This window comes from Geodermatophilus marinus, from assembly GCF_003428645.1.
In the GTDB taxonomy this organism is placed as follows: Bacteria; Actinomycetota; Actinomycetes; order Mycobacteriales; family Geodermatophilaceae; genus Geodermatophilus.
In genome coordinates, this window is record NZ_QVQH01000010.1 from 94,523 (window position 1) to 120,539 (window position 26,017).

A 26,017-nucleotide genomic window follows, 5' to 3' on the forward strand; every position below is an offset into this window, starting at 1 on the left:
AACCGGCCGGCGCCCGGCGCGCGCCCACCGGCGGGGGCGAGCACGATGACCACGGGAGATCGCCGACGAGGGAGGGGCACCGACGTGCAGCTGGGGCTGATCGGGCTGGGCAAGATGGGCGGCAACATGGCCGAGCGGGTGCGCCGCGCCGGCCACGAGGTCATCGGCTACGACCGCTCACCGGGCAAGCGGGACGTCGACAGCCTGCCGGCGCTGGTCGAGGCGCTGTCCGCACCGCGCGTGGTGTGGGTGATGGTCCCGTCCGGCGCGCCGACGCGGTCGACGGTCGAGGAGCTGGCCGGCCTGCTGGAGCCGGGCGACGTGATCGTCGAGGGCGGCAACTCGAAGTACACCGACGACCAGATCCACGACGTCATGTGCCGCGAGAAGGGCATCGGCTACGTCGACGCCGGGGTCTCGGGCGGGGTGTGGGGGCTGGAGAACGGCTACGCGCTCATGGTCGGCGGCACCAAGGAGGACGTCGCCAAGGTCCAGCCGGTCTTCGACGCGCTCAAGCCGCCGGCGCCGAAGGACGAGTCCGGCGAGGAGATCCCCGGGGCCGGCTTCGTGCACGCCGGGCCGGTGGGGGCCGGGCACTTCAGCAAGATGGTCCACAACGGCATCGAGTACGCCCTGATGCAGGCCTACGGCGAGGGCTACGAGCTGCTCGCCGCCGTGGACCTGATCGAGGACGTCCCCGGCGTCGTCAAGTCCTGGACCCAGGGCACCGTCATCCGCTCCTGGCTGCTGGACCTCCTGGTCCGCGCGCTGGACGAGGACCCGGGTCTGGACAAGATCAGCGGGTACGCGGAGGACTCCGGCGAGGGCCGCTGGACCGTCGAGCAGGCCATCGAGAACGCCGTCCCGATGCCGACCATCGCCGCGTCGCTGTTCGCCCGCTTCTCCTCCCGGCAGGAGGACTCGCCGACCATGAAGGCGGTGGCGGCGCTGCGCAACCAGTTCGGCGGCCACGCGGTGCAGGCGGTGCGGAAGCACGAGGCCGAGCGCCCGGCATGAGGAAGGACCCCCCTGCCTCCACCCTCGCGCAGGCTCGCGGTGGGCAGGGGGGCCGTTCCGGCACCTCGCCGCGGGGAAGCTGAGGTGCACGTCCGCCACCTCCAGCTGGTCTCGTTCCGCAACTGGGACCGGGTCGACCTCGCGCTGCAGCCGGGGCCGACGGTCGTCGTCGGCCGCAACGGCGAGGGCAAGACCAACCTCGTGGAGGCGGTCGGCTACCTGGCCACGATGGGCAGCCACCGGGTCTCCGGGGACGCGCCGCTGGTCCGCCACGGCGCGGCGCAGGCCGTCGTCCGGGCGGCGCTGCGCCGCGAGGACCGGGAGCTGCTGGTGGAGGTCGAGATCAACCCGGGCCGGGCCAACCGGGTCCGGGTCAACCGGGCCCCGCTGCAACGCCCGCGCGAGCTGCTCGGCCTGGTGAAGAGCGTGCTGTTCGCGCCGGAGGACCTCGTCCTGGTACGCGGTGACCCCGCCGAGCGCCGCCGCTTCCTCGACGACCTGCTGGTCAGCCGCACGCCGCGGCTGGCCGGCGTGCGCAGCGACTACGACCGGGTGCTCAAGCAGCGCAACGCCCTGCTCAAGACCGCCCGCCTCGCCCGCGGGAAGGCGATCGAGACCCTCGACGTCTGGGACGGGCACCTCACCGACCTCGGCGGCCAGCTGCTCGCCGCCCGGCTGCGGCTGGTCGCCGACCTGTCCCCGCACGTGGCCCGGGCCTACGCGCAGGTCGCCGGCGCGGACGCCGCCCGGGCGGCGCTGGGCTACGCCAGCACGGTGCCCGCGGCCGGCGACGGGACGCCGCTGCCCGAGGGCGCCGCCCTGCCCGACCCCGCGGCGCTGACGGCCGCCCTCGCCGCGCGGATCGCCGAGCGGCGCGCCGACGAGGTCGACCGCGGCATGACGCTGGTCGGCCCGCACCGCGACGACCTGGTCATCTCCCTCGGCGCGGTGCCGGCCAAGGGCTACGCCAGCCACGGTGAGTCGTGGTCGCTGGCCCTGGCGCTGAGGCTGGGGTGCTTCGCGCTGCTGCGGGCCGACGGCGACGAGCCGGTGCTCGTGCTCGACGACGTCTTCGCCACCCTGGACACCGACCGCCGGACCGCGCTGGCCGCCGTGGCCCGCGGGGCCGAGCAGACCCTCATCACCGCGGCCGTGCTCGAGGACGTGCCCGCCGAGCTGCGGCGCACCGTGGTCCAGGTCGCCGGGGGCCAGGCGGTGCCGCTCGGGCCCGCGGCGGCCGAGGATGGACCCGTGGACGGTGCGGTGCTCGAGGAGCGGGCGCGGTGAGCGGGCAGACCGGCGACGGCCCGGCCGGGCGGCCCAGCGACATCGCCCGCGCGGCGCTGGAGGCGGCGCGGGCGGCCTCGGCCGCGCGACCGCGTCCCACCCGGCGGCGGATCGCCGGGCCGCGGCGCGCCTGGACCGGCGCCCGCCCGGGGGACGACGACCCGCAGCCCCTCGGCCGGCTGGTCGACAAGCTGGTGGCCGACCAGGACTGGACGGAGCACACCCGGGTGGGCACGGTCTTCGGCCGCTGGTCGGCCCTCGTCGGTCCCGACATCGCCGCGCACTGCGCGCCGCAGACCCTCACGGAGGGGGAGCTGCTGGTCGTCGCCGAGTCCACCGCCTGGGCCACCCAGCTGCGGCTGCTGGCCCCGACGATCCTGGGCCGGCTGCGGGCCCAGGTCGGCGGGGACGTCGTGACCCGCCTGCGCGTTGTCGGACCGACGGCCCCCAGCTGGAAGAAGGGCCCGCGGTCGGTCCGCGGGCGGGGCCCTCGGGACACGTACGGATAGGAGCCGGCCGGGAACGGCCGCTCCGGGGAGGACGGTGCAGGGATGGGCAGTCCGCGCGACCGCGACGGCTTCGAGGACCGGCCGGACGACGGCAGCGGCTGGCGGGAACCGGTCCACCTCGGCAAGGACGGCGCCGACGGGCCGCAGGCCGACCGCCCGGACGCGGACCGCCCCGACGCCGACCGCCCGCCGCGCGAGGAGCCGGCCGCCTGGCAGCCCCCGGGCTGGGACCTGCCGCCCGCCGCGCCCGCACCGCCGCCGGAGACCGGCGAGCGGCCGGCGACCCGCCCGGGGTTGTTCGGCCCCCGCCGGCCGCGCACGCCCGGCGAGGTGGAGCGGGTGTTCGCCTACCAGGGGGACCCGGTCGGCGCCCAGGGCTGGGCGGTGCAGCACGGCTGGACGGTGTCGGACGGCAGCGCCCCCGAGGACGCCCGGCTGGCCGAGCTGGTGCGCACGGCCCCGGTCCGCGCCACCAAGGACCACCGGCCGGCCGGGGTCATGCGCGGCCGCTACGGGTCCCTGGAGCTGGTGGCCTTCGACGTCCTCTACGCCTCGGGGCGCTACGCCGTCCCGGAGTACGCGGTGACCGCCGCCCCGGTGCTGGGCACCGTGCTGCCGCTGCGGCTGTCCCCGGCCCGGTTCTGGAAGCACCGCACCGGCGGGCTGGTGCACGTGCCCAGCGGCGACGCCGAGTTCGACGCGCGGTGGGTGCTGCTGGCCGCCGAGGACGGCCCGGTCGCGCAGCGGCTGGTGCAGGACCCGGCGCTGCGCGGGCTGCTGCTGGGCAGCGACGACGGCGACGAGTTCTGGACGGCGGCCGGCACCGGCGAGGGCGGCTGGGGCGGGGGGATGGTCGCCGCCATCCGCCCCGACGGGCACCGGCCCGAGCTGATCGAGCACCACGCCCGCCTGCTCGGCGCCCTCGTCGGCGCCCTGTCCGCGGCGGCGTGACCGCTCCGCCGGAGCCCGCCCCGCCGGTCGTGGCCGAACCGGCCGCGGGGGTCCGGGAGCTGCTGCCGCTGCTGCGGCCGCACCGGACCCCGCTGCTGCTGGCGGCGGGGCTCTCGCTGGTCGCGGCGGCCGCCGCCCTGGCGCAGCCGGCGCTGGTGGCCCGGGTCATCGAGGCCGTCGGCGCCGGCCGGCCGCTGCTGCCGGTGGTGCTGCTGCTGGTCGCTGTCCTCGTCGCCGCGGCCGCCCTCGGTGCGCTGCAGCAGTACCTGCTGCAGCGCACCGCCGAGGGCGTCGTCCTCACCACCCGCCGCACCGTCGCCGACCGGCTGCTGCGGCTGCCCGTCGCCGAGTACGACCGTCGCCGCACCGGCGACCTCATGTCGCGGGTCGGGGCCGACACCACGCTCCTGCGGGCGACGGTCACCTCGGGCGTGGTGGAGATCGCCGGCTCGGTGGTGGTCGGCGTGGGCGCGCTGGTGGCCATGGCGCTGGTCGACGTGTGGCTGCTGCTGGTCACCGTGGGCGCCGTGCTCGTGGGGCTGACCGTGGTGGTGTCGGTGTCGCGCCGGGTGCGCCGGCTGTCCCGGCAGGCACAGGAGGCGGTCGGCACCATGAGCGCCGCCGTGGAGCGGGCGCTGTCGGCGGTGCGCACCATCCGGGCCAGCGGCGCCACCGCGCGCGAGGTCGGGGTCGTCGGCGACAGCGCGGCCCGGGCGTACGCCGCCGGGGTGCGGGTGGCCCGGCTGGAGGCGCTGGTCGCGCCGGCCGGGTCGATCGCCGTCCAGGGCGCCTTCCTGGCCGTGCTCGGCCTCGGTGGCTACCGGGTGGCGACCGGCTCGATCGCCGTGTCCGACCTGGTGGCGTTCATCCTCTACCTGTTCCTGCTGGTCATGCCCCTGGGCCAGGCGATCGGCGCGTGGACCCAGTTGCAGACCGGGCTGGGTGCGCTGGCCCGGATCCAGGAGGTGCTGGCCCTGCGCCCCGAGGAGGACGACCGGCCGGAGCGGTCCGCGACCGGCCCGGTCCCGGGTGTGCCGGCGGCCCCGCCGCCCGGCGTCCCCCTGCTGGAGCTGGTGGACGTCGACTTCGACTACCCCGACGGCACGGCGGTGCTGCGCGGGGTGTCGCTCACCGTGCCCGCCGGGTCCCGCGTGGCGCTGGTCGGGCCCTCGGGGGCCGGCAAGTCGACGCTGCTGGCGCTGGTCGAGGGCTTCTACCCGCTCAGCGGCGGGTCGCTGCGCTGGGCCGGGACCGACGTGCGGGACCTGCCGCGGGCGGCGCTGCGCGCTCGGCTGGGCTACGTCGAGCAGGAGGCCCCGGTGCTGGCCGGGTCGCTGCGGGACAACCTGCTGCTGGCCGCCCCGGAGGCCACCGACCCCGAGCTGTGGGCGGTCCTGGCCGACGTCGGCCTCACCGACGTGGTGCAGCGCTCGCCGCGCGGGCTGGACGTGCCGGTGGGCGACGACGGGGTGCTGCTCTCCGGCGGCGAGCGCCAGCGGCTGGCCATCGCGCGCTCGCTGCTGGCCCGGCCGGCGCTGCTGCTCCTCGACGAGCCCACCGCCAGCCTCGACGCGCGCAACGAGCAGCTGCTGCGCCGCACGCTGGCCGCGGCGGCCGCCGACCGCGCGCTGCTCGTGGTCGCCCACCGGCTGTCCACCGTGCTGGACAGCGACCAGATCGTGGTGCTCGACGGCGGCCGGGTGGTCGCCCGCGGCACCCACGAGGAGCTGCTCCAGGAAAGCCCCCTCTACCGCGAGCTCGCCGCCGCCCAGTTGCTCGCCGGACCGGCGACCGGCTGAGCGGCCCCGGGACGGCGTGTCGGCGCCGGGGGCAGCACCGGTGGTGGCGGGCGAGCCGCGAGCGGCGCAGACACGACGTCAGGGCACGGACGGCGACGTTCTTGTCGTAGCGCCCGGTAGACTCGGGAGCAGAAACCGCCAGCATCCGGCTGAGAGCCGTTCTGCGCCCCTGTCCACGTCGGGGCGACGACCCCGGGTGCGCGACAGAAGGGCCCCACGTGGTCGCTCGACCGAAGACCGACGTCCCGGCTGACAACGCCTACTCCGGCAGCTCCATCACCGTCCTCGAGGGCCTCGAGGCGGTGCGCAAGCGCCCCGGCATGTACATCGGCTCCACCGGTGAGCGCGGCCTGCACCACATGGTGTGGGAGGTCGTCGACAACTCCGTCGACGAGGCGCTGGCCGGGCACTGCGACACCGTCCGGGTGACCCTGCTGGCCGACGGCGGGGTCCGGGTGGAGGACAACGGCCGCGGCATCCCGGTGGACGTGCACCCGGTGGAGAAGCGCCCCACCGTCGAGGTGGTCATGACCATCCTGCACGCGGGCGGGAAGTTCGACGGCAAGAGCTACGCGGTCTCCGGCGGGCTGCACGGCGTCGGCGTCACCGTCGTCAACGCCCTGTCGACGCGGCTCGACGTCCGCATCTGGCGCGACGGCACCGAGTGGCACCAGGCCTACGACATGGCCAAGCCCGGCCCGCTGGAGAAGGTGGGGCCGACGAAGAAGCGCGGCACCCAGATCACCTTCTGGGCCGACGGGGACATCTTCGAGACCACGCACTACTCGTTCGACACCATCAGCCGCCGGCTGCAGGAGATGGCGTTCCTCAACAAGGGGCTGACCATCGTGCTGCGCGACGAGCGGCCCGGGCAGAGCAAGGCCGAGACCGGCGTGGCCGAGGAGGTCACCCTCGCCGAGGCCGCCCCGGAGCCGGGCACGGAGGCCGACGCCTTCGAGGCCACCGAGATCACCTACCGCTACGACGGCGGCCTCGAGGACTACGTCCGGCACATCAACGCCAAGAAGACGGCGATCCACCGCTCCATCGTCAGCTTCGGCGCCGAGGGCCTCGGGAAGAACGACATGCGGATGAGCGTGGACGTGGCCATGCAGTGGTCCGACGCGTACTCGGAGTCGGTGTACTCGTTCGCCAACACGATCAACACCCACGAGGGCGGCACCCACGAGGAGGGCTTCCGCACCGCGCTGACCTCCATCGTCAACCGGTACGCCGAGGAGAAGAAGCTCCTCAAGGGCAAGGACGAGAAGCTGCAGGGCGAGGACATCCGCGAGGGCCTCGCCGCGATCGTCTCGGTGAAGATCGGCGACCCCCAGTTCGAGGGCCAGACGAAGACCAAGCTCGGCAACACCGAGGTGAAGGGCTTCGTGCAGCGGGTCTGCAACGAGCAGATCTCGCACTGGTTCGAGGCCAACCCGACCGAGGCCAAGACGATCATCACCAAGGCCGCCTCGGCCGCCCGCGCCCGCCGCGCCGCGCAGGACGCGCGCAAGCTGGCCCGCAAGAACCTGCTGTCGAACAACTCGCTGCCGGGCAAGCTGGCCGACTGCCGGTCGACCGACCCGCGCAACTCCGAGGTCTACATCGTCGAGGGCGACTCGGCCGGCGGTTCGGCGAAGTCCGGCCGCGACTCGATGTTCCAGGCGATCCTGCCGATCCGCGGCAAGATCATCAATGTCGAGAAGGCGCGCATCGACCGGGTGCTGAAGAACACCGAGGTCCAGTCGATGATCACCGCGTTCGGCACGGGCATCCACGACGAGTTCGACCTGTCGAAGCTGCGCTACCACAAGATCGTGCTGATGGCCGACGCCGACGTCGACGGCCAGCACATCCGCACCCTGCTGCTGACCCTGCTGTTCCGCTTCATGCGCCCGCTGGTCGAGGCCGGCCACGTCTACCTGGCGCAGCCCCCGCTGTACAAGATCAAGTGGGGCGGCAAGTGGGGCGACCAGTACGCCTACTCCGACCGGGAGCGCGACGCGCTGCTCCGGGCCGGCCGGGAGGAGGGCCGCAAGGTCCGCGACGAGATGATCCAGCGGTTCAAGGGGCTCGGCGAGATGAACGCCACCGAGCTGTGGGAGACCACCATGAACCCCGAGACCCGCATCCTGCTGCAGGTGACCCTCGAGGACGCCGCCACCGCCGACGAGCTGTTCAGCGTCCTCATGGGTGAGGACGTCGAGGCCCGCCGCAGCTTCATCACCCGCAACGCCAAGGACGTCCGCTTCCTCGACGTCTGACGAAGGACCCCCGTGCCCCCCACCGCTCGCACGCTCGCGGCGGGCCCCTGCACGGGGGCCACCTGACGTCCGCGTCCTCAGCACGAACCGGAGAGACCTGAACTGTGACGGAGACCCCCGCGCGCGACCGGATCGAACCGGTCGACCTCCAGCAGGAGATGCAGCGCAGCTACATCGACTACGCGATGTCGGTGATCGTCGGCCGGGCGCTGCCCGAGGTCCGCGACGGCCTCAAGCCGGTGCACCGCCGCGTGCTCTACGCGATGTACGACCAGGGCTTCCGCCCCGACCGCGCGTACGTCAAGTGCGCCCGCGTCGTCGGCGAGGTCATGGGCAACTACCACCCGCACGGCGACTCGGCCATCTACGACGCCCTCGTGCGGCTGGCCCAGCCGTGGTCGATGCGCTACCCGCTCATCGACGGCCAGGGGAACTTCGGCTCACCGGGCAACGACCCGGCCGCGGCCATGCGGTACTGCCTCACCGGTGACGCGATCGTGCGCACGGTCGACGGCAGCGTCACCCTCGACGAGCTCGCGGGGGGCATGGCCCCGAACAGCGAACGCGAGCTCGGCACCAAGGTGCTCGACCGCAACGGTGACCCGGTGCTCGCCAGCACGGTGTTCCACTCCGGCACCCATCCGGTGAAGCGGGTGACCACCACGGGTGGCTACGCGGTCACCGGCACCGGTAACCACCCGCTGCTCTGCCTGGTCAGCGTCCTCGGGGTGCCCACCCTGCTCTGGAAGCTGATCGACGAGATCCGCCCGGGTGACCGGGTCGTCCTGCAGCGGTCCCCGCGGCCGGAGCTCGACGTGCCGGGCGGCGTCGACGCGGACTTCGCGCTGCTGGCCGGCGCCTTCGTCAGCGAGGGCTTCGTCTCCGGGGACCGCGCCGGCTTCAACAACGCCGACGGTGGGTTCTTCGCCGCGGTGGTGCAGGCCTACGACGCCTGCGTCGGCGGCCCGCGCTACGTCTCGCGGCGCACCATCGCCTCGGGCAGCACCCTGCACGAGCTCGACGTCCAGGACCTCGACCGGCTGCGGGACACCGAGCTCGCCGAGATGGTCGGGCAGCGCAGTGCGGCCAAGCGGGTGCCCGCCGTGATCTGGCGCTCGCCCGCCGGGGTGCGCCGCCTCTTCCTGCAGGCGCTCTTCGAGGGCGACGGGTCGTCGTCCCTGCTGCCCCGCAACACCATCCAGATCAGCTACTCGACCCGCAGCGAGCGCTTGGCGGGTGACGTCCAGCAGCTGCTGCTGGAGTTCGGGGTGGTCTCCCGGCTGTGCCGGTACGGCAACGGCGAGATCAAGGTCGTCATCAGCAACCGTCGGGACGCCCGGCTCTTCGCCGCGAACGTCGGCTTCTGGGGTCGCAAGCAGGCCAAGCTGCAGGCCGAGCTGGCGCAGGTGCCCGCCGAGAGCACCGCGATGTCGGCCGACCACGTGCCCTTCGTCGCCGATTTCCTGCGGGCCACGGGTGCGGCACGGTGGACCGAGCGCGACTGGCTGCGGCGGCACAACGTCGATCGGATCGAGCGCTGGGAGCGTGACCGCCCGCTGATCGAGGCGCACGTCACGAACCCCGAGGCGCTCGAGGTCGTGGCGCCGCTCGTCGACGGGCGGTTCGCCTACGCCGAGGTGGCTTCCGTCGAGGACGCCGGCGAGGCGCCGGTCTACTCGCTGAAGGTGGAGACCGCCGACCACTCGTTCATCACGAACGGGTTCGTCAGCCACAACACCGAGGCCCGGCTGACCCCGCTGGCCATGGAGATGATGGCCGGCATCGACGAGGAGACCGTCGACTTCCAGCCCAACTACGACGGCCGCAACCAGGAGCCCCTGGTGCTGCCCTCGCGGATCCCCAACCTGCTGATCAACGGCTCGGCCGGCATCGCGGTCGGCATGGCCACCAACATGCCCCCGCACAACCTCCGCGAGGTCGCCGACGCGATCTTCTGGATGCTCGAGCACCCGGACGCCGAGCCCGAGGAGGCGCTCACCGCCTGCATGCAGCGCATCCCGGGGCCGGACTTCCCGACCCACGGGCTGATCGTCGGACGCGACGGCATCGAGGACGCCTACCGCACCGGTCGCGGCTCGGTCCGCATGCGCGCGGTGGTCACCGTCGAGGAGGACACCCGGGGCCGGGTGCAGCTGGTCGTGACCGAGCTGCCCTACCAGGTCAACCCGGACAACCTGGCCGAGGCGATCGCCGAGGCGGTCAAGGACGGCCGGCTCCAGGGGATCAGCGAGATCGCCGACGAGTCCTCCGACCGGGTGGGCCGGCGGCTGGTCATCACGCTGCGCCGGGACGCCGTCGCCAAGGTCGTGCTCAACAACCTCTACAAGCACACCCAGCTGCAGACCACCTTCGGCTGCAACATGCTCTCGATCGTCGACGGCGTCCCGCGGACGCTCCGGCTCGACGAGCTGATCCGCAACTACGTCGCCCACCAGGTCGACGTCATCCAGCGGCGCACCCGCTACCGGCTGCGAAAGGCCGAGGAGCGCGCGCACATCCTGCGCGGCTACGCCAAGGCGCTCGACCACCTCGACGACGTCATCACGCTGATCCGCAACAGCGAGTCCGCCGACGCGGCCCGCACCGGCCTCATGGAGCTGCTCGACGTCGACGAGGTCCAGGCCACCGCCATCCTGGACCTGCAGCTGCGCCGGCTGGCCGCCCTCGAGCGCCAGCGGATCATGGACGAGCTGGCCGAGATCGAGGCCCGCATCGCCGACCTGCAGGCGATCCTCGCCTCGCCGGAGCGGCAGCGGCAGATCATCCGCGACGAGCTCGCCGAGATCGTGGACAAGTACGGCGACGACCGGCGCACCAAGTTCGTCGCCAACGACGGTGACGTGTCGATGGAGGACCTCATCGCCGAGGAGGAGGTCGTCGTCACCATCACCCGCACCGGGTACGCCAAGCGCACCAAGAGCGACCTCTACCGGTCGCAGCGACGCGGCGGCAAGGGCGTGATGGGGGCCCAGCTCAAGCAGGACGACATCGTCGACCACTTCTTCGTGGGGTCCACCCACGACTGGATCCTGTTCTTCACCAACAAGGGCCGGGTCTACCGGGCGAAGGCCTACGAGCTCCCCGAGGCCAACCGCACCGCCCGCGGCGCGCACGTGGCCAACATCCTGGCCTTCCAGCCGGACGAGAAGATCGCCCAGGTCATGCAGATCAAGGACTACGGGGTCGCCCCGTACCTGGTGCTGGCCACGGCGAACGGGCAGGTCAAGAAGACCCGCCTCGGCGACTTCGACTCCCCCCGCAGCGGCGGGGTCATCGCCATCAACCTGCGCGACGGCGACGAGCTGGTCGGTGCCGCGCTCATCGGTCCCGAGCAGGACCTGCTGCTGGTGACCCGCAAGGCCATGAGCATCCGGTTCAAGGCCGACGACGCCACCCTGCGCCCGATGGGCCGGGCCACCGAGGGGGTGCGCGGCATCTCGCTGGTCCCCGACGACTCGCTGCTGTCGATGATGGTGGTCGAGGAGGGCGTCGACGTCCTCGTCGCCACCGAGCGCGGCTTCGCCAAGCGCACCGGCATCGAGAACTACCCGCCGCAGGGGCGCGGCGGCAAGGGCGTCCTCACCGCCGACCCCAAGGCCCGGAAGGGCTCGCTGGTCGGGGCGCTGTCGGTGCGGCTCGGCGACGAGCTGTACGCCATCACCTCCGGCGGCGGCGTGATCCGGACCCCGGTCAACGGGGTGCGCCACAACAAGGACCGGGCCACCATGGGTGTCAAGCTCATGAACTTGCCGGAGGACGTGACGATCGTGGCGATCGCCCGGACGACGGACAACGACGAGCCCGCCGCCTAGGCTGAGACCGATGACACGGGAGGCGCAGCCACCGGGCCCGGTGGGCCGGGCGGTGCGCCTCCCGTCGTCCGAGCACCGAAGTGACCGGCGCCCCGGCGTCCCCGGCAGCGCGCCGGGGTCGCGGGGTGCGAGGGAGCGGCCCACGCCGCTGGGGAACGGGAGACTGGCATGAGCGACCGGACGCAGGGTTCGGTGCGCACCGGGTCCCGGGCCGGGGAGACCGCCCCGGTCACGGGAGGGCCCCCCGGGGCCGGGAAGGGCGCGACCGGCTCGGTCGCCCCCACCGACGGGGCGCCCGCGGCGACGTCCTCCTCCCCGGCCACCGGCACCCAGCGGGCCACTCCGGCCACGGGTGCGCAGCGGGCGGCCGAGCCCGCCGTCGCCGACGGCACCGCCCCGGTCGGGCCGCCGGCCGGCTCCGTCCCGCTGGCCAAGGGCGCCTCCGCGGCCGGGACGGCCACGCCGGCCGCCGCCGGGCCCCCCTCCGCGGGTGCGCCGGCCGGCGCGCCCGCGACGGGCACGGCCGAGGCCACCGCCCCCGCGGCCCGCCCGGCCGGTCGCGGCCGGCCCGCCCGCGGGCCCCGCCGGGCCCGCCTGCAGCTGCGGCACATCGACACCTGGTCGGCGCTGAAGATCTCCCTGGTGCTCTCGATCGCGCTGTTCTTCATCTGGATGGTCGCGGTCGGGATCCTCTACGGCGTGCTCTCGGGCCTGGGCGTCTTCGACACCCTCAACGACCTGTTCGGCCAGCTCGGCACCGCCTCCGGCGCCGGCGGGGACGGCGAGGTCATCACCCCGGGCATCGTGTTCGGCGGTGCGGCCGTGGTCGGGGCGATCAACATCGTGCTCATGACGGCGCTGTGCACCGTGGCGGCGTTCATCTACAACATGTGCTCGGACCTGGTCGGCGGCCTGGAGGTCACGCTCTCCGAGCGCGACTGAGGCACGCCCGCTCCCGGCCCCCCTCGTCAGGGCCCGGGAGCGGGCAGGTACGCTTGTCGAGGTCCACGGGCCTGTAGCTCAGGCGGTTAGAGCGCATCCCTGATAAGGATGAGGCCGGAGGTTCAAGTCCTCCCAGGCCCACCCGTGTCCCGGCGTCACCGGCGTCGTCCTCCGGTGAGGGCGGTGCCCGCCGCCTCCGGCCGGAGGCGGTGACCCCCTCGAGGAGGCACCTGGCGTGATCAAGAAGCTGGCCCTCGCGGCCGCCGCCCTCGGCGCGGTCACGCTCGTGCGCAAGCGCTCGGCCGAGAAGGCCGAGGCCGACCTGTGGCACGAGGCCACCCGCGGGCCGCAGGGGGTCAGCAACCCGACCGTCCGCTGACCCCTCCCGGCCCGCGCCCCGCGCGCCGGCCCCCGGGGACGTAGCTCAATTGGCAGAGCACCGCCTTTGCAAGGCGGGGGTTAGGGGTTCGATTCCCCTCGTCTCCACTCCTCTGACGTGCGGATTCGCCTCCGTCGGGGGCTCTGTCGGGCCCTCCGACGGGGTCTCAGTCCGCAAAAAGTCCGCAACTTGTCCGCGGGATGCGGCGCGTAGGGCGTCCAGCCGGTCAGCCACGTCGTCCAGGTCGTCGTCGAACAGGTCGGTGTAGCGGTCCAGGGTCATGGCCGCCGAGGCGTGCCCGAGCATCCGCTGCACCGCCTTGACGTTGGCCCCCGCCTTGATCGCCAGAGATGCTGCGGTGTGCCGGAGTTCGTGCGGCGTGAGCCCGGGCTCACCGATGGCCCGTGCCGCGGCGTCGAACCAGGCGGACCGGGCGTTCCGGTTGCGCAGCACCGCGCCCTGCGGCGAGGGGAAGGCCAGCTCGTCGGCAGGGCGGGTCACGACCGTCCGAGCGAGTTCATCGACGAGGAACCGCGGCAGCGGCACCGAGCGGCGGCCGTGGGTCTTGGGAGTGCCCCACACCAGGCGGGAGCCGTCGACCTCGGTGACAGCCTCCTCGACGAGCACCCGCCGGCGCAGCAGGTCGAAGTGCCGCACCCGCAGCGCCGCCAGTTCCGACCAGCGCAGCCCGCAGTAGCCGAGCACCAGGACGGCGACCCGGCCGGGCCCGGCGGCGTCGGCGAGCGCCTCGAGCTGCTCGGCGGTCAGGTACCGGCGGCGCTTCTCCTGCATCGGGGGCAGGGCGACGCCGAGCGCGGGGTTGACCGCCAGGCGCCGGTCGCGCACCGCGAGGCCGAGGATGCCGGACAGGACGCCCTGCGCCTTGCGGACCGAGGCCCCGGCTAGGCCCCGGTCGGAGAGCTCGGACAGCCAGGCCTGCACATCGCCGTGAGTCACCCGGATCAGCGCGACATTGCCCCAGCGCGGCAGAACGTGGGTCTTGAGGACGTCGGCGTAGCGGGCCCGGCTGGTGGGCTTGAGGTTGATCTTCCCGGCGAGCCAGACGTCGGCCAGCTCGCCAACCGTCGTCCTGGCCCGCTTGGGGTCGACGTAGGTGCCCGTCTGCACAGCCGCGGTGACCTCGTCGAGCCACCGCTGGGCGTCGACCTTGCGCTTGAAGTGGCGGGCGTGCTCCTTGCCGTGCTCGTCGCGGTACCGCGGCCGGTACGTTCCATCAGGCCTTCGCGCGATCGACGCCATCTTCGATCACCCGTCTCTCCTCGAGCCCCGGCCGAGCCCTGCGCTCGTCTCGAGGGTGAGCTTGCCGTCGATCCCCGTCTCTCTCGACGGCTGCAGCACGATCTGTGGACGGCGGTGTGCGCCGGGGATCGGAGCGGTCACCGCCGGGCACCCGCTGTGGGGGAGACCTGGTCGTCGTGCTGGGCGTCGATCCAGCTGCGCAGGTCGTCGGAGCGGTAGAGAACGCGGCGGCCGAGGCGGAAGCTGCGCGGACCGGTGCCCAGGTGGCGCCAGTACCGGAGGGTGGCCACCGGGGCGCGGAGGAGTTCGGCGGCTTCGGTGATGGTGAGCAGTTCGGGCTCGCGACGGGCGGGATCGTCAGACATGGCTGGCTCCGGTGGACTCGGGTGGGCTGTGCTCCGTCACGAGAGAAGGCGCCATTTCGGCGCTATTGGTGACAGCCGACCATCGATGGCTCCCGAAATTCTCCAGTTCTCCTCCTGTTGCCGGTGTCCGGGCCTGCGGCCGGCCGGTGGAGACGGCCCTGCTCATCGACCGATGCCCGGCGCGGCGCCCCTACGGACGAGGGATGGTCCCCGCCGCTCCGCCTCGGGCCGGGGGACGCTCGGTACCGGCGCGACCGGCCGCGGAGGAGCGGCTGCCGCCCGATCGCGCGAGTAGTCCTGGCGGTCTCGGGCAGCCTCTCGCGCGGCCAGCTCGGCGGCGTGGCCGGGGCCGAGGTCGGCCCGCCCGCGGCCGAAGACGGCGATCCACTGCACCCGAGCCTCGGCCACGTTGGCAGCGACGAGGTGCGCGGTGTTGGACAGCCGTCCGCGGGTCATGCCGACGTAGGCCGATGCCGCGCCAGTCTGGTCACCGATCACCACGTGCGCGGCGGAAACGGTGTTCCCCTGCACGCCGTGCGCGGTGCTGGCGTAGGCCAGTTCCACGTGCTCGGTTACGTAGTCGGCGGGCAGCACCCGGACCCGTGTGCCGGCCGGGGTGACATCGCCGCGGGGGACGTTCCCGGTGGCCGTGCCGGCGGTGACCAGCAGCCCACCGCGTCGGCCGACCGCGGTGACGGTCCACGTGTCCCGATTGGCCACCTCCAGGCTTCGGTCGTTGCGCCGGGTGGCGATCCGGTCGCCGGCGCTGATCCGCTGACCCGCCCGCGTGGTCACGACCAGGGTGTCGTCGATGCGGCCGTCAGCCACCAGCCGGTTGCGGATGGCGGCGTTGAGCTCGGTGACCTGCTCGCGGGTGTCCGCGACCACCGCGACGTCGGCCGCCTGGGGGTCGTGGGCGGCGATCGCGGCCAGGGCGTCGCGCAGCGCTGCGTGGTCGGGGTGCAGGTGGATCCGGCCGTGGGCGAGGAGGGCGTCGAACACCGCTCCGGGGGTGTCACCCCGCCGCATCGCCAACGTCAGCTCGGCGTATTCACCGTCCGGAACCGACTGGCCGGTGCTGTCGGTGCGGGTGAAGCGGTGCACCGACTCCAGGGTCAGGCAGGCGGCCGGGTCGACGTGTGCGGCGGCCAGGTCCAGCACTCCGCCGCGGCCGACCGCGGCGAGCTGGTGGCGGTCCCCCAGCAGTGCCAGTCGCGCCCCGGCCTCGTCGGCGACGGTGAGCAGCGCGCGGGCGGTGTCCTGGTCGAGCATGCCGGCCTCGTCGACGATCAGCAGATCGTCAGGCCGCAGCCGGGTGTCCTCCGCGGGCCGGGTGTGGATGCGGCCGGTGACCGGGTCGACCTCGCCGGGAGCGAGTCGGGTCCACTCGCCGTGCTCGTTCCAGCGCCAGCCGTGGGCGAAGACGAGGGACGCCGCCGATCCGGTGGTCGTGCCGACTTCCGCGCGGGCCGCTTGGGCGGCCTTCAGCGTCGGGGTGACCACCACCAGGCGCTGTCCCTGCCCTTCGAGCACGGCGCGCGTGGTGGCCAGCGTGGTGGTCTTGCCCGCCCCGGCCGCGCCCTCCACCACGACCAGCCTCCGGTTGCCTGCCAGGACGGCGACCGCGGCGGCCTGGCCGGGGTCCAGGCCCCGGACAGCGCCGGCCGGCAGCGCCGACAGCGGCGGTTTACCCAGCGGTTGCCGTCCGGCGCGGGCGGCGAACCGGGTGCGCAGGTCGGCCTCCACGTCGAGCACCGGCCGCGAGGTCCATGACCGGACGTGTTCCGGCACCCCCTCCCGATCCACCAGGGGAACGCAGCGGTCGAGGGCGCGGGCGGTGAGGTCCTCGGCCAACTCGAGGCGCACCGCGGGGTCGGCGATGATGCCCTCGGCGGCGATCAGCCGCTCGACGTCGCCGCGGACGTCGGCGGCGTTCCAGGCCGAGCGGCCGGCGGCCAGTCGGGTCAGCACGGTGCCGGCGGCAGCTTCGCGATCGAGCCCGCCGACCGGGGTCGGCACCAGCGAGACGGGATGGGTCCGATCGCGATAGCCCAGTGACGCCAGCTCGGCTCGCCACCTCGCCACGAGGTCGGCGCCGGAGCGGGGGATGACCTTGTCCGGTCGCCCCTCGGCCCAGGCGCGGGCATCCCAGGCTCGCCGCAGCGCCGGACCGGGCTGTTCTCCCGGGTGCGCCGCCATCCAGTCGCGTTCGTAGCGGTCCAGGTTGCGCCCGATCTGCGCCGCCCGTGCGCTGAACGGGCCCGCATACTCGGCGAGCTCCTGTATTTCTCCAGTCGCATCCAGGGTGTAGCCGTGCGCGGCGAGCGCGGCCCGGAACTGCGGATCGCAGGCGACCGCGGCGTGCCCGATCCCGTTGATGGCGGCGAGGAAGTCGCGGACGCCGACGGTGTGCAGCCCGCGCCATTGTTCGGCGGCGAACACCCGGGCGCCGATCTGCAGGTGCAGATGCCGGTGCGGGTCTCCGGCGCGGGAGGTGTAGTGCCGCACCGTCACCGCCTCCAGGATCTCCACCGGCACCTGGACCTGGCCGCCGCGCGGGCCGACCCGGGTGGTGGCGTGGTCGGCGAGCCAGCCGATGATCTGGGCGGCGGCGCGGTCCTGCGCGGCGTCGTAGGCGTCCGCGACGTCGTCGTGCATCGCGGCGGCCAGCGACCAGGACTTCGGGCCGTTGACCACCACCTCGACGAACCGCACCGCCTGGGCGTCGGTCCGCAGCCGCCCCCGTGGGTCGCCGGTGTCCGGGTCGCGACCGGCCACCCAGGTTTCGTAGGTCTCCCCCGTGAGCGGTGTCCGCTCGGCCAACCGTCCGTCGCAAGCCACGAAGCGGCGGGCCAGGCCGGTGCCCTCGGTCAGGTAGTAGTCATCGGCCCGGCTGCGGTCGGCCTCCAGGTACGCCCGAGCGGCCGCCGCTGACCCGGCGTACACCTTCATTCCACCGCGCATTCTCAATGTCACCCAACAATGACCAACAGGTCACCCTAGAAACGGCGATGGGCCCCGCGAAGCGGGGCCCGGACTACCTCTATTGGTAGCATGCGTGCCGTCTCTCGCAAAGGCTAGATGCTTTCTAAGGGAAGACTTGTCGAGTGGCCAGCCGTTGACTGGCTTGGATTCGTTCGAGTTGCGATGGGCGACGCGTTAGACGATGTGGCCAGTGGCTGATTCTTTCGTTGGTGTCGCAGCGTTGCGGCGACGGGATCCTGGCATCCCACGGCCGTACGTCGCTTGTGGACAGGCGAAACCGGCTGCACCCGTTCGATGGAGCTTGTAGGCGGGCGAACGAGACCGCGAACGGGGTTCGGCACTGTCCCGATCCGCCTTCGGTCGCGACCGCTCGCAACGGTGATCTGATTAGCGGTGAGGTCAAGTCGAACGCCGGAAGCAAGGGCAACGTCGAAACCTGTGGATAACCGGACCATGTGTGGAAAGGTTCGCGAGGTATTGCTCCCCCGATCGCTAGGTTGCTGATATGGCAGCTGCTAATGCGGTCCCGCGGTGTCCGCAAAGCGGACGCAAGCAGTCGCAACCTTGGGACGAGTGGGGTGTCACGGAAACAATCACTTGCCTTGTTTGCGGCCACTCGGTCAAGTTTCGGGTCAGGGCGACGGACAAGCCCCCTTGGGGAAAGGTGATGCCGCATCGCCTCGACGGAACACCCACGCGTTAACCCCGCCTCTCCTCAGCCCTTCAGGGTCGGCGGATCACGGTGCTCGCCGCCGTGAACTGTGCTGCCACCACTTCGGCACGTCGATGGCATCCGTATCCTCCTAGGGAATCAAGGTCGGCCCGCTGGAATCCGAAGGAAGGACTGCGCGTGCTGAGCTTCGAGGAAACGATGGCCCTCGGTCAGGCGCAGTACCAGGACGTGATTGACCGGCTCACAGCCGTGGGGTGGCCCACGGCCTTCACGCAGACCGGTGGCATGAACGCCGCCCTGGAGATCCGCTTGGACGGGGGCTTCAGCCTGCTGGTGACCGATGCCGCCGACAGCCTCGCGTGGGCCCGCGACGAGCACGACGGGTGGACGGTCGGGCTGTATGCGCCCGAGAACCAGTACGACGGCGACTGCATGGCTTACGCGGTCAGCGACGACTCCAGCGTCGAGGCGCTCGAGTCGCTGATCCGCGGGTTGCTGCGCTCGGCCGCGAACCAGTCCGGCGCCTGACGGCTTCAGAACAGCGGATCCTGGACCGCCGGCGCCGTCCGACCTCGCGATCGGGCGGGCCGTGACTGGATGAATGTCTGCCGCGCAGCGAGTATGGCCTCGGCCAAGGACATGGTGTCCCCGATCGACCGGCCAGCGACAAGCAGCAAGTCCGGGCGCGCTGGATCTATATCGAAGCGGCAGCCAGTGGGTTCGATGAGGCCGGCGAGGGCTTGGGCTCGGTACCGCGTGGCAGCGAACAGGACCACCGGGTGGTCCGACCAGGCCCTCTCATCGCAGTGACCCCGGCAGCTGGCGGCCGGGACCATGCCGACCGCGGCAAGGGCGTAGACCAGTCCCGCGATTCCAAGTTCAAGGCCATCAAGCGGCGGTTCCTCGGAGACGACGGGCTCCAGCACAGCCCGCTCGGCCGGTCCGACATCCTCACGATCGCCGTCCAGGCCGGTCTCTACGACGTGTGCGATCCGATCGAAGTCCTCCGGCGTTTCAGCCAGGTCGGCGACTGCCGTCGCGAGACGGCGCTCCTCGCGGACCATCGACCGTGCCTCACCGAACGGGACATCCGTGATGGTCCAGACGTCGCGGAAGAATCCGATGCCCTCTTCATCGATCTCTGACCGCTTCGGCATCCAGTAGGTGGCCGCTGCCGGCAACTGCACCGTGCCCGAGACCTCGGTCCTGGGGAACATGCCCCAGAGCATTGATCAGCTGGCCGAAGAATTCGAGGCCCCGCGGCCGGAGGCCTGCCGTCAGCACTGCTGAGCTGACCGACCTGCCCAGCCGACCGCCTCCCCTCAGATCCGCCTGTTCGCGGCCGATATGTACGTGATGGAGGCGGGTGACGGCAGATCCGTAGTGACCAGCCGCTGTTCGCGCTCCCCATGTTCCAGATGCAGCTAGCGCTGCGGCTCGGGTCCCGGCGATGCCGACACCCACCACGGCACGCGGAGACGACGACGAGCGGAGGGACCGACCGTGACACCAGAAGAGCTCGAGGCCGAGTTCCTCCGGCTGACCGCGACCGGGGAGATGGACAAGATCCTTCGCATGCTTCGCGCGCGGCGCGACCAGCTCCCCCGAGAGGTCGTCCGCGAAATCCTCCAAGAGGCCTGCCTGGAGGTGGTCAAGCGTCAGCAGGCCGGCGGGCGGATCACCAACGTGGCCGGCCTGCTCGTAACGATCGGCCGGCGGCTGGTCGACAAGGCCTGGCAGCAGGTGGGGGAGGGCCGTGAGGTCGATGAGGCTTTCGCCCGCCGGGAACGTGAGACGGGCGCCTGGCAGCACGACGACGCCTGGCACGCCGCCGTCGAGCGGGCCATGGAGTACGTCTTCAAGGCCGTCGCGAACTGGCCCGTCGACAACCACCGGCGGACGCTGCTTCTGATCATCGAAGCGGCCGGCAACGGAATGCAGCTGACACCCCGGGACCTGGACGCCAACCTCGGCTGCGCCAAGGGCACCGGCCGGGTGTGGCGCGACAGGGCCTACGAGCGGCTGCGCGCGCAGATCGAGGCCGACGGGATGTCCTGGGAAGCCATCGCCGACCTGCTGCCGGGGAGCCAGGACACCGACCTCGCTGACCATCACCACACCGAGCCAGACGACGACGCCGACGAAGAGGAGATCTGACCATGGAGGCAAACCTGTCCGGAACACTCATCTCCGACCTGCGGACCCTGTTCGACGAGGTTGCGCTGCTGTGCACCGATGTCGACCCCCTGCTCTCCGGCGACCTCGCCGAGGTGCGCGACGAGCTGTCCGACGAGGAGCTGCACCACCTACTGACCGAGGTGCTCGTGCACATCCGTGGCGGCGGCCAGCCCACCGACGCTCAGAAGACGACCCTGGCCGCGCAGGTGCGCGGGCTCATCCGGGACGCCATCCGCACGCGCCGGCAGCCCCGACCGACTCCTTCGCTCGCGGCCGTCGAGGAGGAGGCCGGTCCGGCGCACAGCGGTGCCACCGACCCTTCGGCCCGGCGGCATCTGGAGCTCTACGGGGCAGCCGGCATGGAGGTCCGCCCGGTCCGGCCGATGCCGACCTTCCTGGGGAGCGACGTGCCCCTGACCGAAGGGTTCGCGGACACGCTGGAGATCGCCTTCTGGGAGGACAACCTCCGCCTGAAGCTCGACCTCGACGACTTCCGCCGCAGGGAAGGCCGTGCTCCCGAACCGGACGAGCTGCGTCAGATGCTCTGGCCGAAGGGCGCCCTGCCGAAGGAGGACATCTACAAGATCCTTCCGCTGGCCGACGACATCGCCGCCCGTGGCGTACAGACGCCTCCGGTGATCGACTATTGGGGCACGGCGTGGGACGGCAACCGACGCCTCGCCGCCTGCCGCTACATCTTGGCCAGCGACGAGTACACGCCGGAGCAGAAGGCACGAGCCCGCAGGATCCGCGTCTGGCAGACCGACGAGCACGCCACCGAGGACCAGATCCAGGCGATCGTCACGTCGCTGAACTTCGGAGACGACTTCAAGGTGCCCTGGCCGGAGTACGTCCGTGCCCGCCAGGTTTACGACACCTACATCGCGCGGCGCGACAGCGAGGCGAGCCTGCGCGTCCTGACCGAACGCGACGAGACCAAGATCCGGGCGGCGGTCGGCCGGTTCTTCGGCATCAAGACCCAGGAGGTGACCCGCTACTGCAAGATGGTCGTCTGGGCGCTCGACTTCGAGGACTACCACCGCGAACAAGACCGTGACGAGAGTCAGATCGCCAACCGCACCAACGCGCTGTTCCAGTACTTCTACGAACTGGACTCTGGTCGCGGCGACGACAAGCTGGCCGTCAAACTCCGCGACGACGAAGGCTTCCGGGACATCGTCTTCGACCTCATGTTCGACGGCAAGTTCAAGAACTGGGCGCAGATCCGGGACCTGCGCCGGGTGTACGACAACCCGGAGGCACTCGATGAGCTGAAGCAGGCGCATCGCGAGACGGACAGCACGATCGGTCGGGCGGCGGTCAACCGCGCGATCGACATCGCCCGCCAGCAGAGCACAGCCCTGCGGCAGGCCGGCCGGGCCGACGAGTTGGCCCGCATCACCAAGTGGCTCAACGAGGACGTGACCCTGGCGGTCCTGCGCAAGCTCGACCCCGAGGTCCTGCGAGAGTTCCGGGACGCCGCCCGAGCGGTCGACGGGATGATCAGCTCGCTGGTGGAAGGCTCCGCTGCGCCGCAAGCGGCACCGGGGGCGGCATGACCATCGCCGAGTGCCGGGCGGACGGCCGTCTGCTTCGCTTCACCGCCGTCCGGTCGTCGGACCTGACACCGCTCCTCCGGGAACTGCGGCGCCAGCTCGGCTATGGGACGGTCCGACGCGCCGGCAGCGCACTGACGGCTCCGGCCCGACAGCTGACGTGGCTGCTGGAGCCGGGTGCCGCAGAGCGCATCGGCGTACGGCTCGATCCCAGCGCCGTGCGGGCTCTCGGGGTCCGGCGTCACGCCCATGCGGTCCACGCTGGCTATAGGGGACGAGTGCGCGACCTGCGGGACAACGGCGTCGAAGCCGCGCGGACACGGCTGGCGCGGAGGCCGACCCGGCAATGCATCGACGCGCTCGATGAGCACCAGATCGTCAACCTCGCGGCGATGACCGATCCCGACGGCTACGGGATGTGCCTCTTCGATGAGCAGGGAGCCGGCAAGACGGTGTCCGTCATCTACGCCTTCGACCGCCTGGTCGACCTCAACATCCACGACTGGATGCTGGTCGTCGCACCGAAATCCATGGTCGGCGAGTGGGCAAACGCCATCAGGGAGTTCATGGGGGACCGTTACCGCGTGGCGGTGATCGCCGGTTCTGCGGCCGAGCGCCAGCAAGCCCTGGCCTCCGGAGCCGACGTGCTGGTGGCCAACTACGAGGCCGTGGCCTCGGTGGGGGACGCGCTCGTCCGACAGCTGCGCCGGAACCCCGACCGGGCCCTGCTGGTGGTCGACGAGTCGTTCAACGTCAAGAACCCGGATGCACGCAGGACGCGTGACCTCGAGTCGATCCGCGACTGGTTCGGCCGGGTCTGGATGCTCTGCGGCACACCGGCGCCGAACAGCGCACACGACATCGTTGCGCAGATCGACCTGGTTGACTTCGGCCAGACCTTCGACGGCGTGGTGATCCCGAAGGACCGCGCCGCGGCCGTGCCGGTCGTCCGGCGGGCCTTGGACGAACGCGCCATCTACTTGCGCAACCTGAAGGCCGACGTCCTGCCCGAGCTGCCCGGCAAGGTCTTCACCCGCGTCGTCGTGCCGCTCGCGCCGACACAGAGCCAGCTGTACACCAGTGCCCTCGGCAGCTTGATCGCCGACGTCGAAGCACTCGACGAGGCCCAGTTCCTCCGCAACCTCGGCGACTTCCTCAGCCGTCGCATGGCACTGCTGCGCATCGCCTCTAACCCGTCCGGCATCTTCCCCAACTACGACGAGATCCCCGGCAAGCTCGCGGCACTCGATGACATCGTGGACCGGCTGGTCGTCCAGTCCGGCGACAAGCTGGTCGTCTGGTCCTGCTTCACGGCCTCGCTCGACGCCATCGTCCGCCGCTACGAACACCTGGGCGCGGTCCGTTACGACGGCACCGTGACAGCCATCGAGGCGCGACGCGCGGCGGTTCACCGCTTTCAAACCGACGCTGACACCCGGGTATTCGTTGCGAACCCGGCAGCGGCCGGCGCCGGCCTCACTCTGCACGCTGCTCGATACGCCGTCTACGAGTCCTTCACCAACCAGGCGGCGCACTATCTGCAGAGCCTCGACCGCATCCACCGGCGCGGCCAGAAGCGGCAGGTCGAGTACCTGGTGCTGCTGGCAGAAAGCTCCATCGAGCCGCACGAGTTCGACCGGCTGGTGGCGAAGGAGGAGCGGGCCAGAGATCTCCTCGGCGACGCGGTCGAGCCTCCTGTCACGCGCGAACGCTTTCTGACCGAGCTGCGGGGCAGCGAGCAGGGCGCGACGGTGGGGGCGCCGTGAGCGCCCCCACCCTGGTCACCGGTCGGCCGAGCCCGGCACACGAAGCCCGGGTCGACCTCCTCGCGACGCTCGCGAGACTGGCGGGACACGTGGCTCCTATCGATGCCCTTCCCGACGGCAGCCGGCCAGACGTGGCCCTGGTTCGGCCGGGAGACCGCTCCCTCTTCCTCGGCGACGCCAAGGCGACCGAGACCCCCCGGAGTGCTGAGACCCTCAGGCGGCTACGGCAGTACACCGCCTTCCTCGGCCAGTACGTGGCGGCCGGCGGCCTCGGCGTGTTTGCACTGGCCGTCCCCACCGTCGAGCGGTACGGCTGGCTCCGAGTCCTCCAGGACGTCTGCACCGAAGTGGTGAACGGCCCGGCCGAAGCTCGCCTCGATGTCATCGACGCCGGATGCGCCGTCGTCTGGGAGGCGTTCCTCCCCTAAGCCTCGGCTCCCGGCGGCGCCCACCATCACGATGCGTGACGGAGCCGACTCTCCGACGAGAACATCGACGATGTCATTTCCCCCGGGTAGTGTCCAACCATGTGAACTGCCCTGACGCTCCGCTCCGTGTCGCCGACCTGTTCTGCGGGGCCGGCGGCCTGAGCCAGGGCTTCAAGGAGGCTGGCTTCGAGATCGCTCTGGGCCTGGACCGGGACAAGGACTCCTGCGAGACCTTCGCCCACAACCATCCCGGCGCCGTCGTTATCCGGAAGAGCATCACTGACGTCCCGCCCCAAGATTTCCTTCAGCTCGCGGGCGGCAGGATCGACGTCATCGTCGGCGGGCCAAGCTGTCAGGGCTTCTCGACCGCCGGGCGGCTCGGCCGGCTCGGTCGGGACGCCGAACCGGACGCCGAGCGCTGGGTCCGCCCGGACGACATTCGGAATGACCTCTGGCGCCACATGCTGAAGGTCGTCGAAGCGGTTAAGCCCAAGGCCTTCCTGCTGGAGAACGTCCCTGGACTCGTCTACTGGAAACAAGGGTCTCTCGGCGAGACGGTCCTGCAGGCGTTCAAGGACCTGGGCTACGCCGTCGACCTCAAGATCCTTCTGGCGGCCGACTTCGGTGTGCCGCAGCGCCGCCGTCGGCTCTTCGTGGTCGGCGTTCTCGGGGACGCCAAGTTCAACTGGCCCGTCGAGACCCACATGGGCGGTTGGCGTCGGGACACGCTGCACCTGTGGGAGGCCCGCCGTGTCCAGAGCGGCAAGCTGCCGCACATCAGTTGCTGGGAAGCCATCCGCGACCTGCCCCCGCTGGGCGGCGAGGCCGGAAGCTCTGAGAGCACGTACGGTCGCCGGACCTCAACGTCTCCTATTGCCACCTGGCTGCGGCGTCGAAGCCGGGTCCTGAGAGACCACGAGGTCGCTCCACTGAGCGATGACCACAGGCAGCTGCTCGAGTTGGTGCCCCGCGGAGGCACCTGGCGGGACATCCCGCCACATCTGTTGCCTGACCGGTTCCGGGGGATGCGGCGTACGGACAGCACCAATCTCTACGGCCGCCTCGACCCGTCCCTGCCGGCGTACACGATCAACACGCAGTTCGATAACCCGAGCACCGGTTGCTACACGCACCCCTTCGAGGACCGTGCCCTGACGGTGCGTGAGGGTGCTCGGCTGCAGACCTTCCCCGATACCTACGAGTTTGTCGGGAAGCTCACTTCGCGCTACCGACAGATCGGCAACGCCGTCCCCCCACTGCTGGCTGCAACCCTTGCGGACGCGCTCGCCGATCAGTTGCTCGATGGTGCCCGCCCCCCCTGGCGTGTCACCATCAAGCCCATGCAGCCGGCGTACAAGCCGCCGACCGACCAGACGCGCGCACGCATGCGGCGGCAAAGACGAGTGGACACGGGTCCCGAAGTCGCCGTCCGGAAGGCACTGCATGCCCGAGGGCTCCGGTTCCGGAAGGGTTATGCGGCCTTGGCTGATCGGCGCTCAGTTGACATCGCCTTCCCGAATCAGCAGGTCGCCGTATTCATCGACGGATGCTTCTGGCATGGCTGCCCACAGCATGAGCGCGCCACCAAGTCCAACACCGTCTGGTGGGCCGACAAGATCGCGGCGAACAAGCGCCGCGACGCCAAGACGGTGCGCGACCTGGAAGCGCAGGGCTGGGCCGTACTGCGATTCTGGGAGCACGAGCAGCCCGAGCACGTGGCCGACGTCGTCGCGCAGACGATCGCTAGGCACAGGGAACCGGCTGCCTGACCAGCCTCGGCCTGCTCGATGGTGTGACGGCGCATGCGCCCCGGCTCGCCGCGGGG

Annotated in this window: 17 protein-coding genes, 2 tRNA genes and 2 pseudogenes; 17 read left to right on the forward strand and 4 right to left on the reverse strand. The window is 71.8% G+C overall.

Translation table 11 applies throughout. The features are described 5' to 3' along the window. The first annotated feature begins 84 nt into the window (after positions 1–84). The 11 genes from gnd to D0Z06_RS13195 all read left to right on the forward strand — a co-directional run bounded on the left by gnd (position 85) and on the right by D0Z06_RS13195 (position 13,088). Entirely contained in the window at positions 85–1,017 is a 933-nt protein-coding gene (gnd, locus tag D0Z06_RS13150; RefSeq protein WP_117377885.1) for a phosphogluconate dehydrogenase (NAD(+)-dependent, decarboxylating), read from the forward strand. An 84-nt stretch (positions 1,018–1,101) separates the two neighbouring features. Next, positions 1,102–2,304 carry a DNA replication/repair protein RecF gene (gene recF / locus D0Z06_RS13155; RefSeq protein WP_117377886.1) on the forward strand — a complete coding sequence of 401 codons (1,203 nt, stop codon included), beginning with the start codon at positions 1,102–1,104 and terminating at the stop codon, positions 2,302–2,304. Then, on the forward strand, positions 2,301–2,813 hold the full coding sequence (locus D0Z06_RS26945) for a DUF721 domain-containing protein (protein WP_117377887.1): 513 nt from the start codon (positions 2,301–2,303) through the stop codon (positions 2,811–2,813). Before recF ends, D0Z06_RS26945 begins: the two co-directional genes overlap by 4 nt. Before the next feature lie 42 nt (positions 2,814–2,855). Then, entirely contained in the window at positions 2,856–3,764 is a 909-nt protein-coding gene (locus D0Z06_RS13165) for a hypothetical protein (RefSeq protein ID WP_117377888.1), read from the forward strand. Beyond that, complete coding sequence (locus D0Z06_RS13170; RefSeq protein WP_233517658.1) at positions 3,761–5,563, forward strand: ABC transporter ATP-binding protein; 1,803 nt, start codon at positions 3,761–3,763, stop codon at positions 5,561–5,563. Before D0Z06_RS13165 ends, D0Z06_RS13170 begins: the two co-directional genes overlap by 4 nt. A 218-nt stretch (positions 5,564–5,781) precedes the next feature. After that, entirely contained in the window at positions 5,782–7,827 is a 2,046-nt protein-coding gene (gene gyrB / locus D0Z06_RS13175) for a DNA topoisomerase (ATP-hydrolyzing) subunit B (RefSeq protein ID WP_117377889.1), read from the forward strand. 104 nt (positions 7,828–7,931) lie between these two features. Next, positions 7,932–11,660, forward strand: coding sequence for an intein-containing DNA gyrase subunit A (gyrA, locus tag D0Z06_RS13180; RefSeq protein ID WP_199522298.1), 3,729 nt, complete (start codon positions 7,932–7,934; stop codon positions 11,658–11,660). A 168-nt stretch (positions 11,661–11,828) separates the two neighbouring features. Beyond that, a complete protein-coding gene (locus D0Z06_RS13185) occupies positions 11,829–12,602 on the forward strand; it encodes a DUF3566 domain-containing protein (RefSeq protein ID WP_117377890.1) in 774 nt (257 codons plus the stop codon). 67 nt (positions 12,603–12,669) lie between these two features. Further along, positions 12,670–12,743 (forward strand) — tRNA-Ile (locus tag D0Z06_RS13190). Between the two features lie 94 nt (positions 12,744–12,837). Next, positions 12,838–12,981: a DLW-39 family protein gene (locus tag D0Z06_RS25835; RefSeq protein WP_199522299.1), complete on the forward strand. Its 144-nt coding sequence runs from the start codon at positions 12,838–12,840 to the stop codon at positions 12,979–12,981. A 34-nt stretch (positions 12,982–13,015) separates the two neighbouring features. After that, positions 13,016–13,088, forward strand: a tRNA-Ala gene (locus D0Z06_RS13195). Positions 13,089–13,293: 205 nt separating this feature from the next. On the opposite strand, the pseudogene D0Z06_RS13200 reads toward D0Z06_RS13195, so the two are convergent. From D0Z06_RS13200 to mobF, 3 genes and pseudogenes are all read right to left on the reverse strand, one after another. Beyond that, a pseudogene (locus tag D0Z06_RS13200) lies at positions 13,294–14,241 on the reverse strand (tyrosine-type recombinase/integrase); the annotation flags it as partial. Between the two features lie 137 nt (positions 14,242–14,378). Further along, the gene (locus D0Z06_RS13205) at positions 14,379–14,606 is read right to left on the reverse strand and encodes a helix-turn-helix transcriptional regulator (RefSeq protein ID WP_117377891.1); all 228 of its coding nucleotides are present in this window, start codon (positions 14,604–14,606) and stop codon (positions 14,379–14,381) included. 279 nt (positions 14,607–14,885) lie between these two features. Then, a pseudogene (mobF, locus tag D0Z06_RS13210) lies at positions 14,886–17,558 on the reverse strand (MobF family relaxase); the annotation flags it as partial. 883 nt (positions 17,559–18,441) lie between these two features. Between mobF and D0Z06_RS13215 the strand changes: the two are divergent. Next, positions 18,442–18,792 carry a hypothetical protein gene (locus tag D0Z06_RS13215; RefSeq protein ID WP_117377893.1) on the forward strand — a complete coding sequence of 117 codons (351 nt, stop codon included), beginning with the start codon at positions 18,442–18,444 and terminating at the stop codon, positions 18,790–18,792. Positions 18,793–18,797: 5 nt separating this feature from the next. Here the strand turns inward: D0Z06_RS13215 and D0Z06_RS13220 are convergent, their stop codons facing one another. Next, positions 18,798–19,481, reverse strand: a complete 684-nt coding sequence (locus tag D0Z06_RS13220; RefSeq protein WP_147332047.1) for a hypothetical protein — start codon at positions 19,479–19,481, stop codon at positions 18,798–18,800. Positions 19,482–19,767: 286 nt separating this feature from the next. Between D0Z06_RS13220 and D0Z06_RS13225 the strand changes: the two genes are divergently transcribed. The 5 genes from D0Z06_RS13225 (at position 19,768) to vsr (ending at position 25,961) form a co-directional block, all read left to right on the forward strand. After that, on the forward strand, positions 19,768–20,421 hold the full coding sequence (locus D0Z06_RS13225; protein WP_117377895.1) for a hypothetical protein: 654 nt from the start codon (positions 19,768–19,770) through the stop codon (positions 20,419–20,421). A 2-nt stretch (positions 20,422–20,423) separates the two neighbouring features. Further along, the gene (locus D0Z06_RS13230) at positions 20,424–22,001 is read left to right on the forward strand and encodes a hypothetical protein (protein WP_117377896.1); all 1,578 of its coding nucleotides are present in this window, start codon (positions 20,424–20,426) and stop codon (positions 21,999–22,001) included. Then, entirely contained in the window at positions 21,998–23,764 is a 1,767-nt protein-coding gene (locus D0Z06_RS13235) for a DEAD/DEAH box helicase (RefSeq protein WP_117377897.1), read from the forward strand. Before D0Z06_RS13230 ends, D0Z06_RS13235 begins: the two co-directional genes overlap by 4 nt. Further along, entirely contained in the window at positions 23,761–24,192 is a 432-nt protein-coding gene (locus D0Z06_RS13240) for a hypothetical protein (RefSeq protein ID WP_117377898.1), read from the forward strand. Before D0Z06_RS13235 ends, D0Z06_RS13240 begins: the two co-directional genes overlap by 4 nt. A gap of 101 nt (positions 24,193–24,293) precedes the next feature. Further along, the gene (gene vsr / locus D0Z06_RS13245; RefSeq protein WP_158579979.1) at positions 24,294–25,961 is read left to right on the forward strand and encodes a DNA mismatch endonuclease Vsr; all 1,668 of its coding nucleotides are present in this window, start codon (positions 24,294–24,296) and stop codon (positions 25,959–25,961) included. Positions 25,962–26,017 lie beyond the last annotated feature (56 nt).